This is a genomic window from Cellulosilyticum lentocellum DSM 5427 (assembly GCF_000178835.2).
Lineage (GTDB): Bacteria > Bacillota > Clostridia > Lachnospirales > Cellulosilyticaceae > Cellulosilyticum > Cellulosilyticum lentocellum.
In genome coordinates this window covers 4,456,797-4,472,763 of sequence record NC_015275.1, presented here as the reverse complement: position 1 = coordinate 4,472,763, position 15,967 = coordinate 4,456,797, and the positions used below count along the sequence as shown (strand labels likewise).

The window sequence follows — 15,967 nt, the reverse complement described above, 5'->3', positions numbered from 1 at the left end:
AATTAATTATACAATTATTTCTTTAAGTTTAGCGGATAACTACTTTGAATTAGGTTACTTACTGTCTTTGCACCTTCCATAACGATAGAAATACCGTTACCTGGATGAATAGATGTACCAGTAAAATAGAGATTTGTAACAAAAGGACAAATAGGCTGTGGACGTAGCCATGCACTTTGTAATATTGAAGGAGCAAGGCCAAAGGCAGCACCTTGATAGCAATTAAATTTTTGTTGTAAATCTCTGGGGGTACTCATTGATTCGTGGATAATATAAGGAGCGATACTATTTATTTCTAACAAATCAGCTAAATGTTTGAGACAGATACAGCGCATCCGTTCAATGGTTAAAGGAGACCAGTAGGAAGCATTAAAAGAAAGATTAGGCACACGCACCATGATATTTAAAGTGGTGGACCCATTTACATTAAAAGTATCATCGATATAAGAAGGGTAATAAATATACATAGGAAATTTCAAAGGCATAGTGCCACTCCCAACGGCTGAAAAAGTATTTTCCATATCTTGTACGAGATAGATATTATGGGTAGAAAGCATGGGTAGGCTGATTGAAAGTGTAAGTCTTAGCATAAAAACAGAGCAGGTCATCTGAAAAGACAGAAGAGGTTTATGCAATCTAGCAGAACGATTTAGTAATTTCGTAATCGTAAAGTGATAATCAGCATTAGAAATCACAATATCTGCTTTTTTCATTTGCCCTGACGTGGTTAGGATACTATAAGCCTTATCATGATCAGTTAGAATGCGCTCAATAGGTGCATTGCAATAAAGTTGACCTTTGCAGTCTATGAAGGCTTTTTGAAGCGCCTTTACATAAGCACCCATACCACCTTTGATATGAGTTAAACCTAGTGCCTGAGTACAGGCTGGTATAGTGGCATAAAGCTGAGAAATCTGTGAAGTTGGATAGCCCATATAGTAACTTTGAAATAGCAAGAAATCCCTAAGCTTAGGACTAGTAAAACGACGTTTAATAGCACAAGAAGCAGAAGTTAGGGGATTAAGTTTAATCAAAGCAGATAACTTATGAGGAGTCATCATATCTTTAATATGAGTTAAAGGCTGAGAAAGTATAAGTGCATAAGCAGTAAGATACTTTTGATAAAACTGATTGATAAAGGTATTATAATCACTAAAGGATTCATTATAAAAAGCCTCAAAATCATATTTATAAGAAATCTCATTTTTTTTAAATGTAAAGGAAGACCCATCTTCATAAAACACACGGTATAATTCATCTAAGTGAATTTCAGAGAAATAATCTTGCCAGTGTAATCCAATATCAGTGAAAATTTGACGATAAGCATAAGGATGAATACCAATGGAGGCAAAGCTATCATAATCAGCATAGCCTGGTGCACTAGGAATGGATTGAATAACGCCACCTACCTGAGGGCATTTTTCATAAAGTGAGACCTGATAACCTGCATGAAGTAGGTGGAGGCCACAACATAGACCGCCTATACCTCCGCCAATGATAATAATATGACACCCAGCCATGGTAATACCTCCCTAATCAGATGAATAATGCAACTAGTTATCTTATGCATTAATTTTATATGGAACTAGTTATTACCCAATTGATATGAATTTAAACTAAAAAAGGTATTAACTGCCATCCGAATCAAGTCATAGATATATGCATTGAAATGTAATTTTACAATCTAATTCTATATATATAGAAAATTATGATTAAATCTATTGACCTCCCTGACTAATGGTATTAGACTAAATGTAGTCTAATACCATTAGTCAAAGGGGTGTTTTAATGGAAACTTATAAATTAGGTGAAATGGAGCAAAAGTTTGCTGATTTAATATGGAATAACGAACCCATCAGCTCTCGTGAGTTAACTCAGTTATGTGAGAAAGCCTTTATGTGGAAGAGAACGACTACTTATACTATGCTAAAGCGTTTGTGTGAACGTAAAATATTTGAAAATAGTCATGGAACGGTAAGGGCATTGATGAAAAGGGAAGAGTTTTTAGGTGCCCAAGGAGAACAGTTTGTAGAAGAATCTTTTGGTGGTTCTCTGCCACAATTTTTAGCGGCCTTCACAAGGCGAAAGAAGCTTAGTGAAAAAGAAATAGAGGAAATAAGAACGCTCATTGATGCACAGGAGGAGGGATAAAAATGCTAGAAAGGTTATTTTTAGAAATCCTTAATATGAGTTTTACAGCAAGCTTTGTTATTTGCTTTGTAATGATTACTAGACTTTTACTTAAAAGAGTACCTAAAATTTTCACCTATGTTATTTGGAGTATTGTGCTATTTCGTCTGATTTGTCCCTTCTCTATAGAAAGTATTATGAGCCTTATGCCTGTAAACACAAAGCCTATCTCACATGAGATTTTGTATATGCAGACACCTAGTATCCATACTGGGCTTAATAATATGGATCAACTCGTTAATAATGCTTTACCTGTAGCTACTATAGAAGCTAGTGTTAACCCTATGCAGATATGGACTTTTAGTGGGTTAATTGTCTGGGGAGTAGGCGTGGTAATCTTATTAGCGTATGGAATATTCTCTCTTATTAAATTAAAGAGGAAGCTAGAAACAAGTCGACATGAAGAAAACAATATTTATATAACAGAGCAGCTAGAGGTTCCTTTTGTGTTAGGTATCGTTCATCCTAAGATTTATTTGCCAGAGGGACTTTTGCCTGATGAAAAGCATTATATTCTTTTGCATGAACAAATACACATTAAAAGATATGATCATATTATCAGGCTCATTAGTTTTATAGTGGTGTGTATCCATTGGTTTAATCCACTTGTATGGGCAGCTTTTTTTATGGCAGGGAAAGATATGGAGATGTCTTGTGATGAGGCAGTCATTAAGTCTCTAGGAAATGATGTCAAAAAGGCATATTCTTCCTCATTACTATCCTTTGCAGTAGGGAAAAGGCATACTGGACTTATACCTCTTGCCTTTGGGGAAGGCAGTACCAAAAGCCGTGTTAAAAATGTATTAAGTTATAAGAAACCTAGTTTTTGGGTAGTAAGTATCATCTTAATAGGAATATTCCTATTAAGTGTGGGACTTTTGACGAATCCGATTACTTTCTCCACGGCGTTAGTTGCAAAAGAGGTGGATTTAACAAAGTTTGAAAGTAGTATCATAGGTTCAGAAATGCCTAGGATACTCTATGCGGATAGAAATAAGGTGATTTTTGAAGCTAGTGGCGTTTATGTGTATGATCTTAAAAAGGAAGAGCTTGTATGCTCCTATGCGTTTGAAAGCTTTGATACCCAGCTTCTTAAGAATAATAAAGTTTTTGTATTTTCACTAGCAGATGGAAAGCAGATCATATGGGGATTTGAAGATACAGCAGGCAATGACGTAAAGGCTTATAGCTGCATTACAGGGGAGAAAAACTTAATGGAGGTTAGCAAAGAGCTAATGGCTACCTATCAAAAAAATAGTTTTTCGTGCTATTATCCTAATGAAAATGATGAACGTTACAATCAGTCGTTTGGGGCCATTACTATGCTACCAGGTACCCAGGATGAAGTAATTTATTTAACTTTTACTAGCGTAGAAGTCGCTACCATTAAAATTGTTTATGAAAGTAGCTTAGAGCATAAGGAGTATCAAGTGTTTGGGAAGCAACAGGAGGTCACAAATAAGCAAGAAGTAGAAGAGATGAGGCCAACACCACAAATGGAGGCATCCCCTATCCAAGAATATGCAGAGCAGTATGTAGCTGAAATGTTTGAAAGCTATTCTAAGTATACGACATTTAAGCTTGTAGATAGCAAAATAACAGCATTAAATAAAATAGCTACCTTTACCCATTTAACGAATGCCCCTATTGAACTATGGGCTATTGAGTATCGCTTGCTTCCAGATAATATTGGTAATGTCTTACTGGCAGGAGGTATGAATACTATAGATGGTTGGATTACTGAAAATGGAGATATGGGAAAGCCTATTTTAGTTTTTAGTATTGAAAATGGAGGGCCAGAGTATTTAGGAGTACTAAGGTCTGGATATCTAGGAAACACATTATCAGGGCAAGAAGTAGCTCTTAGACAATTCCTTGAGAAAAGTGGAAAGCTTCCTAAGGAAACCTATTCAGGGGAACATATCTTAGTAAAATTTCCTCTTTCTACAGGAGAAACCTGTAAACTCTTATTATCTCAACCAGCCAAAAAAGGAAGTGGTGGCATATGGTGCGTAGAAAGGTGGATGGATGGTAATGGTAGCATTTACTATGATGATCCACAAGTAGATACTATCCTTATGGAGTATTATGAGGGTATGCAGGAGGCATATGATAAGGGTGAAATGCCTTGGCTTGTAGATACGAAGAATGTGGCACTGAAATACACCAATAAGGTGCTTGGTCAGATGCTTACCTATAAGGATATTGAACTCATAGAAAATGCATCCCTTAGTGACTTTCAGCAGTTACCAGTCAGTATCCATTTTGGATATATATCAGATTTTCAGCTAGATACAGAGCTATTTCATTTTGATAGAGCAGAGTGGGTTACAAGTAGTCAGGAAGAACGAATGAACGAACTGAATTTAAGTGATGCGGATATGCCAAATGGCTTTTATATTTATAATCCTAAGCATTACCTGGATACATTTATAGTCAATGAATATACTCAGTATCATTTTATGAAGAAAGCTAAAGAGTCTGATGAGTTAAATGAGTATACTACCACAGATAGAAATGAGTTTTATAGCTACCTCAGTGGGTATGAAGAAGGAAGTACTCCTCCGTTTTGGGTGCAAACACAGGGTGGTTATGTAACCAACATTCGTGAACAGTACCTCTCATAAGCAGATTTATAAATCTACAGAATTAGTTATAGAAATGAAACAAAAAGATACCAGAAAAAGAGATGAAAGTTCTCTTTTCTGGTATCTTTTTTAGTGAGTGGTTAGCAGATGTTTAATGGCCATAATAGGATGATAAAGAAGCATCCAAGGGCCGCTAAAGCGCATAACTTCTTTAATTTTGTCTTTGTGTTGTGGCGCATAACAATGGGTTTTGCAGGCGCTACAGAAGCTTTTGTTTTCACCATATTTGCAGCAGCTTAACCTCTTCCTGGCATAAGCATTAAGTGCTTCACAGTCTGGACATAGGGTTCTAGATTTGTGTTTTTTACGGCAGTAAACACCAATCATAGCTGTTACGACTCGCTTTTCTTGTTCAATACGAGACATTTAAGAGGCTCTTCCTTCCTGCATGTAGTAGATACGGTCGGCAATACTCATAGTAGATGCTCTATGACTAACTAAGATAATGGTTTTGTCTTCACTATGTGCTTTTAAAGCATTTAAGATAATGCTTTCATTTAAACTATCTAAGTTACTGGTTGGTTCATCTAGAAGGATGACTGGGCTGTCATGTAAGAAAGCTCTAGCAATTCCTAATCGTTGACGTTCTCCACCAGAGAGGCTATCGCCTAGTTCACCTACTTTACTTTTAAACCCATTTGGTAAAGAAACAATGAAGTCATAGAGATTAGCTTTTTTACAAGCTTCAATGAGTTCCTCCATTGTAGCATTACGTTTGGCAATGCGAAGATTTTCCTCAAGAGTTGAATCAAAGAGATAAGTATCTTGTGTAACATAAGCCATATTTTGACGGAGGCTAGAAGTCATCACTTGATTCACATTATGACGCCCTATTGAAATCTGACCTTCCCTAGTCTCATGGAAATGCATAATAAGCTTAAGGAGAGTTGATTTACCACAGCCACTTTTACCAGATATGCCAATGATTTCACCTTTTTTAATGGAAATAGAAAGGTCTTTTAAAATAGGGGTACTTTGGTAGGCAAAGGAGACATTTTCTACTTCGATACCTGTATCTGTAACTTCATGGCCAACAGTAATTTCTGGGGTATCTGGTTTTTCTTCCAAGAGTGATAGGACACGCTCACCACTAGCTAAAGTTTGAAGAAGATTATTAGAGAGATTACTTAAAGCTACAACTGGTCCATAGGAGCTCATAAGGCAAACTAAAGCAATGAGGAAGCCGCCAAAAGAAAGTGAACCATTTTGGCAAAGCAAGATACCTACTAAAAGCATCAATGCAGAGAAGCTTAAAAGTGCTGTTTCTGTAATGGCTTTGGTAATACCTTCATGAGCCTTGATTTTCTTAGTGCTTTCATCGGCTTTAATACTTTTTGCTTGAATAGCTTCATGACGAGCAGCACCTTGATCAAAGAGGATGATTTCTCTCATGCCTCGTAAGGATTCAAGGAAGTATTGATTAAGTTCCCCTACATTTTCACGATAAACCCTACCATCTTCACGAGCACTTTTTGCTGTAAAATAAGGGATGATTGCCCCAATAGTAATATAAGCAAAGAAAGCAACAAGTGCCATGAGAGGTGAGTAGTAACCAATAATACCTAGCATAATAAGGCAAGTAATGATGGCAATGGCAATAGGCGCAATAGTATGAGCATAGAATACCTCTAACAGCTCAATATCTGAAGTAATAAGGGCAATGAGTTGCCCGTTATCTTTATGATCTAATTTACTTGGAGCTAATCTTCTAAGAGATTTAAACACTTTATCTCTTATGAAGGCTAAGAGTTTAAAGGCAATGTAGTGGCCACTCGATTGCTCCATATATCTTAAAACACCACGCATAATAGCAAAGATAGCTAAGCTAATATAGATTGCTTTCATTTCAGTAAAGAATGGAAGAAGTGGTATATCGAGGGTCGCTAAAATACCAAATGCTCCAAAAACAGTAATCCCAATAGCAGCTAAAAAGCCGAGCACACCCATGGTGATGGTAATCATCATAATAAGAGTAAAGGGAGAAATTAACTTAAGGAGTTTGCGCATGATAGTAAGGCCGCTTTTAGGCATTTTGATGTCCTCCTTCAAATATATTTTCTAGATTTTGTTGACTCATATAGAGGTTAGAATAAGTTTTGCCATGAGCTAAGAGCTCTTCATGAGTTCCTTGTTCTACGAGTTTTCCTTTGTCTAAGACAAAGATGGTATCACTTTCTACAACATTAGCAAGGCGATGAGAAATTAAAATAACAGTTTTAGTTGTAGCTAATGTTTTAATGATGTTATAAATAATGCCTTCACTTTCAACATCAATATTTGAAGTTGCTTCGTCAAAGATATAAATAGAGGCATCATGGAGTAAAGCACGGGCTAAAGCTAATCGTTGTGCTTGTCCACCTGAAAGATTAGAAGCCCCTTCAGTTAGCATAAAGTCAAGACCGCCTTCTGACATAACAAAGTCATAGAGGTTCACTTGTTTTAAGGCTTCTAATAACGCTTCATCTGTTGCATTTTTATTTCCCATGAGGAGATTGTGTCTAATGCTACCTTTAAAAAGATAGTTTTGATGCTTAACAATACATACATTCTCCATAAATGATTTTGAATCAATGCTACCCAGTGGCACCCCGTCAATGCTTATGTGGCCCTCAAAGCATTTATTAAATCCCATAAGAAGAGAAACAATAGTAGATTTACCACAGCCTGATTCTCCTACAATAGATACAAAGCTACTTTGCTTAATAGACATAGAGATGTCTTTTAAAATCTGACGGTCTTCATCATAGCTAAAGTTAACATTTGAGATTTGAATATCTCCATTTTTAAACGCCTGAGTAGTAGCTATTTCATCCTTAGATTCAATATCAATAAGAGCGAATATATTTTTAGCAGCTGCCATTCCGTTCATTGCTACGTGGAAGAAAGAACCTAATAGACGAAGTGGAATGAAGAATTCACTTGTTAAAAGTAAGAAGATAATGGTTTCACTTAAGCTAATGCTTCCATTTCCAAAAGCAATGAGACTACAGATAATACCAATAGCTGCACCACCATAGGCAATAAGGTCCATCAGTGTGATGGAATTAAGCTGCATAGTGAGTACTTTCATAGTGATTTTTCTAAAGTGTTCAGCATCTGTATTCATCACTTCATTGTAGTGCTCATCAGCTTCATAGACTTTAAGCGTTGTAAGACCTTCTAAGTTATCTAAGAAATGATCTCCTAGCCCAGTATAAGAGGCCCAGTATTTATGAAAGAGTTTTTTAGCAAACTTGTTAACCGCAATAATTGATATAGGAATCAGTGGTACACAGACTAATAAAATAAAAGCTACCTTGATATTAAGGAAGGAGAGGATAATAAATAAGGTAATAGGTGCTAATAAGCTATAAAAAAGCTGAGGTAAATAGCGGCCAAAGTAAATATCGATTTGTTCTACACCTTCACTAGCCATTTGAACCACCTTTGAAGTTGAAACTTCTTCGTTATAGTGGATACCTAGTTCTAACAATTTGTTATAAATGAGAGAACGAAGCTTGTTTTTTACTTCACTACTTGCGTAGTAAGAAGCGCGGGTAGCTTTAATATTTGTAATAAAGCGAACTACAATAGCTAGAATAATAAGCCCAAAGGCAATGATTAGTGAACTTGTAGTAAGCTTGTCAAAAAATAAACCTTCTATTAAGAAGGCAGTTGAAAAAGTAGCAAGTATATTAAAAAGTAACCCCATCCACTGATAAAGCACAGTGTGAATGATAAAGTGGATACTGTTGGGGACTAATTTAATAAGTCGTGGATTAAACATAAATTTCTAAAACTCCTTGTGTATAAATTTCTAGTATTAAAACAATGAAAATAAAATTAGGAATGGAATAGCTAACTTAGACTGTTTTAATTCTAAAGATAAAGTAATAGTACTTAATGATATACAGTGCAATAATAAATAGCCTAAAAGCTAATACATCCACAAAGATGAGAGGGAAGAGCAACATGATTGAGGCAAAAGCAAGTGTGCATATTTTAGTTCTAAGCGTCATGGCTCTCTCGTTTACGAAGCTCTCTAAGTTATTTTTATAAATTTTGGTTTCAGTGAACCAACGGTGAAAGCGGTCGGAACCTTTAGCAAAGCAAAAAGAAGTCGCCAATAAAAAAGGCGTAGTAGGGAGAATTGGGAATACAACCCCTAATAAGCCAAGAGCTAAAAAAATGAAACCTATAGTGAGATAAATAAATCGGTGCATAGAACCTCCATTACGGACTCGTTGAAGTCTTTATAGTCATTATATGAATATCTTAATATAAAAAGAAGATCATGTAAATAAAAATTGAAAATAATTATCAATATCGTAAAGAGGGCATTTGTAAGGACTAAACTCAATATACATGTTTCGATAGCTCTAATTAAAGAGTATAGACAAAATTATCTGAAAATACTAAAATAATAAAAAAGTGGAAGGATAAATTAATTTTTTAGATGAAGTACAACTACGAACTATTTATATTAAGAGAAGGAATGGTGCGATATGATGTTTGTTGAGAAAAATAGTACAGAGATAATAGTAATTGATAGGGAAATTAAAGTTGTTGGGCTAAGTTTACAAAAATCAGGTCTACCAATTTCATTTGCCAGCCTTGGAAAGCTGTGGGATATTTATGGTGAAACATATAGAGGCAGTGTTAAAAATGCGGAAACACCCGTTGTTGAATATGCCGTTTGTTTAAATAAAACACCTGATTATATTGCAGGATGCGGAGTAACAGAGATAGACAAGGTTGAAAAGGATTGTCTCTCATTTATAATTCCTTTAGGTAAGTACATTAAAGATACATTTAATGCCGAGACATTTGAACAACTAACGGGTGAGGTAAGGGGCAAAAGAAATGTAAAAGCTTGGGCCAAAAAGAACAAGGTTAATATAAATGGACAGTTTACCATTGAAGTTTATCCAAGAGAGGATTTTGAAAAAGGTAATTTCCAAATGTATACGTTAACTCCTGTAAAAGAATAGTATATAGTGATATTAATGAATAGGAGATTATAGAAGCTCTATAAGTATCCAATAAAATATGTATAACAAAAGCCGAAAAGTAAAATTACTTTTGGGCTTTTTCATATGCTATCTGAAGGTGGTCATTTCATGGAAGAAACTTTTCAAGATATTGGCTTGATTTGATTATATGAACAGTATGTTATGATTCAACCCACGCTCCATAGGGGGCAGTATATTGAATTTAATATAATAAAAAATATTTTTTTTGTGTCTAGCCGCACACTTTATGGGTAATAGTCGTTATACATAGTGAGGGGAGATTTATATGTCTATAGAAATTCAAGATCAATATGATAAGATTTACCGATATTGCTATTTCAAAGTCAAGAATAAAGAAGTTGCAGAAGATTTAACACAGGAAGCTTTCCTCAAATATTTTGCGCAAACTTCCTACATAAATAGGGGAAAGCCTTTAGCATACCTTTACACAATTGCCAAACATTTAACCATAGACTATTTTGAACAATTAGAGAAACAGCTTGTATATGAAGACGTGCCTACTGAGGAAGGTATATATCAGTTTGAAACAAACATTATATTTCAGGAGGTAGTTGAAACTTTACCCAAGGAGTTGCAAGAGCTTTTATTGTTACGATTTACAAATGAGCTAGGAATGAGTGAAATTAGTAACATACTCGGTATATCTCGTTTTGCTCTTTATAGAAAACTTCATTTAGCAATGGATAAATTGAGGGCTGTTTTAAGGAAGGAGGATTTTTATGAATAAAAATTTAAAGAAAGAACTAAAAACTGCTTTTAATGCACCAGAGCCTTCAAGAAAGGAAGTGTTTTTAAAACAACTGACCTTTCCAAAAGCAAGTCAATTTGATTTTGTGAGGACACAAATAAGCTATATTAGAAAAAGATATTGGCTATTATCAATGCTCTTGTTTGTGGTAGTACTAGGTGTGTTTTACAAGAGTGAAACATCTCTTTCAGTTGTATGGATTAGTTCATCAATACTTCCTTTCCTTGGATTACTAAGTATCTCTGAGTTGGCAAGGAGTATGTCCTATAATATGGTAGAACTTGAAATGAGTTGTAGACATCATTTTACAGAGATTATATTGGTTAGATTAACAATTCTAGGTACGGTTCAAGCAATCGTTTTAATAGCAACGATATTTTTAATAGGGGGGAGGAATGATATGGGATTTTTGCGTACAGCACTTTATCTCATAACACCTTTTATGATGAATACGTATATGACATTAGCTATATTAAACCGATTGCAGTCCAGGCAGACACTTACTATTTGTGCAACTGTTACGGGAATTATAAGTGTGATGAGTTCTGATGTTATATCTCAATATAGCATGATTTTGGGTGACCCTTACAAGGTGATATGGTGGATAGTATTCATTATGTTGTTAGGTGTTATAGCATATGAACTAAAAAAAATGATTAAAGAAACGGAGGAATTAAAATGGAACTTACTATTGACCGTTTAACTAAGCACTACAAAAATAAAATTGCGGTTGACCATATCTCCTTAACATTGCATGAGGGGGTTTATGGACTTTTAGGAGCAAATGGTGCTGGAAAGACAACACTTATGCGTATGCTGTGTGGGGTATTAAAACCTACAAATGGAGAAGTTAAATTGGATGGGATTCATGCAAGCGAAGAAGCCTACAGAGATCTATTGGGCTATTTACCTCAAGACTTTGGCTACTATCCAGAGTTTACAGCCTTTAATTTTTTGATGTATATGGCTAGCTTAAAAGGATTGACCAAGATGCAAGCCAAAGCAAAAGTACAGGAGCTTTTAGAAATTGTCTCTTTAAAAGAAGTAGCCAAAAAGAGAATTAAAACCTTTTCGGGAGGGATGAAACAGCGTTTAGGCATTGCACAGGCATTACTTAACAATCCTAAATTACTTATTTTAGATGAGCCAACAGCTGGATTAGATCCTAAAGAGCGCGTGCGTTTTCGTAATTTGATTTCTCAGCTTGGTGCAAATCGTATTATTTTACTTTCTACCCATATTGTATCGGATATTGAAAATATTGCTGCAACTATTCTAGTCATGAAAAATGGAGAATGTATTCATAATGGAAGCTTGGAAGAGGTAATCAAAGTGATTCACAATATGGTATTTGAATGTACCGTAGACCAAGAAATGGCAGAAAGATTAATGACATCCTATCCCATCATCAATATTAGAAAAGATAGCACAGGAACTTTTATCAGGTGCGTTGCAGATACAAAGCCCTGTGAACAGGCTGTAAGTGTTCCAGCAACACTTGAAGATCTATACTTATATTATTTTAGTGAGGAGGGGACACGATGAGTAATTTTTTGGAACTTGCGCAATTTGAATTCAAGAAAATGCTATGTAAAAAAAGTGTTTGTATAGTATCTATCTTATCGATAATCCTTACCGTTTTTAGATATGTCGGTTTTGTAAGTCTGATGCCAAGAGAAATAAGTGGAGTAAACTATTTTATTGGGCTTGCAGATACAACAATACTCATTATATTTCTTATAACAAGTATATGTATAGCCCCGCTATTTGCAGAAGAATATACAACGCGTGTAGATAAGCTTATTTTAGCTTCAAAAAATGGAAAGAGTAGACTTATTATGGCTAAAATTATAGTAGGTATTTCAGTTGCTGTAGGCTTGTTTGGGGTATTATTCCTAGTTTCTTATATAGGGACTTTATGGGTGTGGGGATTTGAAACAAGTAGCCAAGAAGAATGGAGAACTTTTTGGATATATATTAGCTGTGCTTTCATTGGAAATGTATTTTCAGCAGTTATTTGTATGCTGTTTTCAGCAAAATTTAAATCCACATATAGCGCCATTGTTGTATCCTTTTTATTTATTCTAGGAACTAGAATACTCTATTTCCCAGAATCAGCTTATTTAGCTAGAGCCATCATTCAATTACTCCCTATACAGATGGCAAATTTATCTACGGCCTCTCCATCCTTTTACTATTCCATAGCGGGGATTCATATAGCTACCTATCAACTCATCCCATTTGTTGCAATAGGTTTTAGCTCAATAATGATTCCTGCTGCGTATCAAATTTTTAAAAACCATCAAAGCTATTAGATATAAAATATAGTTCAAGTTATTACCTAACATAGTAAATTCTAGCTCATAAATAACTATCTTTGATATTTGTGTGTAGAATAACCCTCTGTTAAAGCATGACATATAGTCAAGCTTTAAGAGGGGGTTATTTTAGGTGGATAGATACTATTTTTTAGATAGAGGATGGATATCTGCTAGGAGATGTTGATATATAGAGAATTGTTAGCTAGACGAGGTTGAAAAAGATTGCCACTCTCATTTATAATCCTTTTAGGTAAATACATTAGAGATACATTAAAACCTTTGTGCTATATTTTTCTCCATTTAAGTTCTAACTTTGTAAGTAATTTATCATGAGTTAAATCTATTATTGTATGAAGGGTCGTTAAGTGACCCTTCTCATTTTCTATAACATCACTACAAACGTGTAAAGAAGCTTCATCTAGGGCTTCTTTTTTATATAGTACTTTAATATTTGAGATTTCAGACGCATTTAAAATAGTTCTAGGTAAAGTATCAACTGCCATTTCAAGATACTTAACATTATTTACATGTTGATTGATATCAATATCACTATGTCGTGCACGATAATCCTTTGAATATTTATAGCCTTCAAGTTGTATAAAATCGTCTAAGGGAATGTTTTCTTCTAATTCCTTTTCTATTCCATAGAGCTTGCATTGTTCAGGGGAGATTCTTACAGGGCGTCTTTTATTAATGTCAATAAGCACAGCCGTGGAAATACCAGAAGCAATGAGAGTACCTTCTGAAGTCTTAATTGTAAAACTTCGATAGCCATATAATTTTTTTATGCCTACAATATCCGTTTCAACAGTGATAGTGTCGCGAAATTTGGGATATTCGATAATGGTTAAGTCATATTTGAGTAGAACCCAAGCGCAATTATTGATAAGACCATTATCTGTTTCTCCTAAAGAATCACTTTGTGAAACAACTACATCCCATAAATAATTCATTAGAGATGAGTATTTACATCTATAATTTGAATTAACATCATAAATTTCTATCGTATATTTTTTACTGAATGTATTATCCATTTTTAATAGCCCCTTCGTATGGAATCTCTTTGTGACTAATTATATCTAAAGCAATCTAATGAATCAATTGTATTCTTGCCGTATACCTTGGCTTGTAAACAAAATGAAAGGTATATATGACCCAAAAGGTACGATAATTAAAAAATAAGGCTTTTTAAACTTATATAAGTTGGGTTATACTAAGCCCAAAGATAGGCCTTATAAAATAATGATATCTATACAGAGCAAATTTTAATGATATCAAATCCAAAAGAAGGCCATTAGTGTATAGCTTTCTTTTTGTATATTTATTAAAGGTGTAGATATCTAAATATTGAGGGAAAGAGGGGAATAAATGAAAATCTTAGTTGTAGAAGATGATTTATCCATTGCAATGGGAATAGAGTATTCACTGGGACAAGAAGGTTATGAGGTTAAAGTATGCGGCAATGTGGCAGAGGGGAAAGCTTATATAGAAAACGAAGTAGTAGATTTATGCCTTTTAGACCTTACTCTTCCTGATGGTTCTGGTTATGAGCTTTGTAAGGTGGCTAAAGAGAATAGAGATATTCCAGTCATTTTTTTAACAGCTTGTGATGATGAAGTTAATGTAGTTATGGGACTGGATATGGGCGCAGATGACTATGTAACGAAACCTTTTAGAATTCGAGAACTTATTTCTAGGATTAAGTCAGTATTGCGCCGTCATAATAAAACAGACAGTACAAAAGCTATTTTTAATTATAATAATATTAGAATAAACACCTTGGAAGCCAAGGTTTATAAGAATAATAAAGAGGTGCAATTGACAGCTTTAGAATACAGACTGCTGCTTACTTTCATTACGCATGAGGGGCAGGCTTTATCTAGAAATCAGCTGTTAGAGGGCATATGGGATATAGCAGGAGACTTTGTAAATGATAATACTGTAACAGTTTATATTAAACGTTTAAGAGATAAATTAGAAGATGACCCTGGGAATCCAACATTTATTACGACGATTAGAGGAATTGGTTATAAGGTGGGAAGATAGATGATTCGGAATAAAGAATATAGAGTACTGCTTGTTGGCATGTTGATAGTAGCACTTATTAATATAATAGGTGCTTTTATTTTAAATACTAGTGCGGGATTTTTAGCTTTAGGAACAAGTATTCTGCTACTCATTTTAATATGGTTCTTTAATAGAAGGCGTTATAAAAAATTAGATGAGTTATCATCTTATTTGCACCGTATTTGTTCGGGAGAATACTCATTAGATATTAGAGATAATCAAGAAGGTGAGTTAAGTATATTAAAAAATGAAATTTATAAAGTTACTTTAAGGCTATCAGAGCAGTCTGAGCTATTAAAGAAGGATAAGGTTTATTTAGCAGATGCCATATCAGACATATCTCACCAATTAAAAACACCTCTTACCTCTATGATTATGATGACAGAGCTACTAGCAAGCCCTGACTTGGCAGATGATAAAAGGTTAGAGTTTACAAGAAGGATTAGACTGCAACTAGAGAGAATTGAATGGCTAGTAAGTTCGCTTCTAAAGCTTTCAAAGATAGATGCAGGAACAATTAAGTTCAAGAAAGAACCTGTAGAGGTAAAAGCCTTAATTAATAAAGCCGTTCAACCACTTTTGATACCTATGGAGCTAAAAGAACAAAGCTTAGTAGTAGAGGGAGATGAAGTACACTTCGTAGGTGATTTTAATTGGAGTGCTGAAGCTGTTGTTAATATCATTAAGAATTGCATGGAACATACACCTGTAGGTGGGGAAATTCATGTGCACACTGTGGAAAACCCACTGTACACAGAAGTAGTGATTGTGGATAATGGAGAGGGTATAGATTCAGAAGATATACCGAATATTTTCAAGCGATTTTATAGAGGGAAGAATGCCAGCAGTGAAAGTGTGGGCATTGGACTAGCCATGGCACGTAGTATTGTACTTGGACAAAATGGAGATATTACTGTGAAAAGTGAAAAAGGTAAGGGAACAAGCTTTAGAATTAGATTTTACAAGAAAGTTATATAAAGA

General features: G+C 34.7%; 15 protein-coding genes. 9 read left to right on the top strand and 6 right to left on the bottom strand.

The genetic code is table 11. The features are described from left to right. Positions 1-14 precede the first annotated feature (14 nt). A complete protein-coding gene (locus CLOLE_RS20335) occupies positions 15-1,520 on the bottom strand; it encodes a phytoene desaturase family protein (protein WP_013659007.1) in 1,506 nt (501 codons plus the stop codon). Between the two features lie 268 nt (positions 1,521-1,788). On the opposite strand from CLOLE_RS20335, the gene CLOLE_RS20330 reads away from it, so the two are divergent. Together CLOLE_RS20330 and CLOLE_RS22230 are read left to right on the top strand one after the other, a co-directional pair. Next, the gene (locus CLOLE_RS20330; protein ID WP_013659006.1) at positions 1,789-2,151 is read left to right on the top strand and encodes a BlaI/MecI/CopY family transcriptional regulator; all 363 of its coding nucleotides are present in this window, start codon (positions 1,789-1,791) and stop codon (positions 2,149-2,151) included. A gap of 2 nt (positions 2,152-2,153) precedes the next feature. Next, entirely contained in the window at positions 2,154-4,817 is a 2,664-nt protein-coding gene (locus CLOLE_RS22230; RefSeq protein ID WP_013659005.1) for a M56 family metallopeptidase, read from the top strand. A gap of 90 nt (positions 4,818-4,907) precedes the next feature. Here CLOLE_RS22230 and CLOLE_RS20320 read toward each other — a convergent pair whose 3' ends face one another. From CLOLE_RS20320 to CLOLE_RS20305, 4 genes are all read right to left on the bottom strand, one after another. After that, a complete protein-coding gene (locus CLOLE_RS20320) occupies positions 4,908-5,204 on the bottom strand; it encodes a nitrous oxide-stimulated promoter family protein (protein WP_013659004.1) in 297 nt (98 codons plus the stop codon). Then, positions 5,205-6,869, bottom strand: coding sequence for a thiol reductant ABC exporter subunit CydC (gene cydC / locus CLOLE_RS20315; RefSeq protein ID WP_013659003.1), 1,665 nt, complete (start codon positions 6,867-6,869; stop codon positions 5,205-5,207). After that, a complete protein-coding gene (locus tag CLOLE_RS20310; RefSeq protein WP_013659002.1) occupies positions 6,862-8,604 on the bottom strand; it encodes an ABC transporter ATP-binding protein/permease in 1,743 nt (580 codons plus the stop codon). The genes cydC and CLOLE_RS20310 overlap by 8 nt, the downstream gene beginning before the upstream one ends. A 76-nt stretch (positions 8,605-8,680) precedes the next feature. Beyond that, positions 8,681-9,040: a YbaN family protein gene (locus tag CLOLE_RS20305; RefSeq protein WP_013659001.1), complete on the bottom strand. Its 360-nt coding sequence runs from the start codon at positions 9,038-9,040 to the stop codon at positions 8,681-8,683. A 282-nt stretch (positions 9,041-9,322) separates the two neighbouring features. Between CLOLE_RS20305 and CLOLE_RS20300 the strand changes: the two genes are divergently transcribed. The 5 genes from CLOLE_RS20300 to CLOLE_RS20280 all read left to right on the top strand — a co-directional run bounded on the left by CLOLE_RS20300 (position 9,323) and on the right by CLOLE_RS20280 (position 12,913). Continuing rightward, positions 9,323-9,808 carry a GyrI-like domain-containing protein gene (locus CLOLE_RS20300; RefSeq protein WP_013659000.1) on the top strand — a complete coding sequence of 162 codons (486 nt, stop codon included), beginning with the start codon at positions 9,323-9,325 and terminating at the stop codon, positions 9,806-9,808. Positions 9,809-10,115: 307 nt separating this feature from the next. After that, positions 10,116-10,577 carry an RNA polymerase sigma factor gene (locus CLOLE_RS20295; RefSeq protein ID WP_013658999.1) on the top strand — a complete coding sequence of 154 codons (462 nt, stop codon included), beginning with the start codon at positions 10,116-10,118 and terminating at the stop codon, positions 10,575-10,577. Further along, positions 10,570-11,301 (top strand): hypothetical protein, encoded by a 732-nt coding sequence (locus CLOLE_RS20290; RefSeq protein ID WP_013658998.1) that lies wholly within the window; start codon positions 10,570-10,572, stop codon positions 11,299-11,301. The genes CLOLE_RS20295 and CLOLE_RS20290 overlap by 8 nt, the downstream gene beginning before the upstream one ends. Beyond that, a complete protein-coding gene (locus tag CLOLE_RS20285; protein WP_013658997.1) occupies positions 11,277-12,143 on the top strand; it encodes an ABC transporter ATP-binding protein in 867 nt (288 codons plus the stop codon). The genes CLOLE_RS20290 and CLOLE_RS20285 overlap by 25 nt, the downstream gene beginning before the upstream one ends. Then, the gene (locus CLOLE_RS20280; RefSeq protein WP_013658996.1) at positions 12,140-12,913 is read left to right on the top strand and encodes an ABC transporter permease; all 774 of its coding nucleotides are present in this window, start codon (positions 12,140-12,142) and stop codon (positions 12,911-12,913) included. The genes CLOLE_RS20285 and CLOLE_RS20280 overlap by 4 nt, the downstream gene beginning before the upstream one ends. 290 nt (positions 12,914-13,203) lie before the next feature. Here the strand turns inward: CLOLE_RS20280 and CLOLE_RS20275 are convergent, their stop codons facing one another. After that, positions 13,204-13,953: an acyl-[acyl-carrier-protein] thioesterase gene (locus CLOLE_RS20275; RefSeq protein WP_013658995.1), complete on the bottom strand. Its 750-nt coding sequence runs from the start codon at positions 13,951-13,953 to the stop codon at positions 13,204-13,206. Positions 13,954-14,287: 334 nt separating this feature from the next. On the opposite strand from CLOLE_RS20275, the gene CLOLE_RS20270 reads away from it, so the two are divergent. Then, positions 14,288-14,965, top strand: coding sequence for a response regulator transcription factor (locus CLOLE_RS20270; protein ID WP_013658994.1), 678 nt, complete (start codon positions 14,288-14,290; stop codon positions 14,963-14,965). Continuing rightward, positions 14,966-15,964: a sensor histidine kinase gene (locus tag CLOLE_RS20265; protein WP_013658993.1), complete on the top strand. Its 999-nt coding sequence runs from the start codon at positions 14,966-14,968 to the stop codon at positions 15,962-15,964. Positions 15,965-15,967 lie beyond the last annotated feature (3 nt).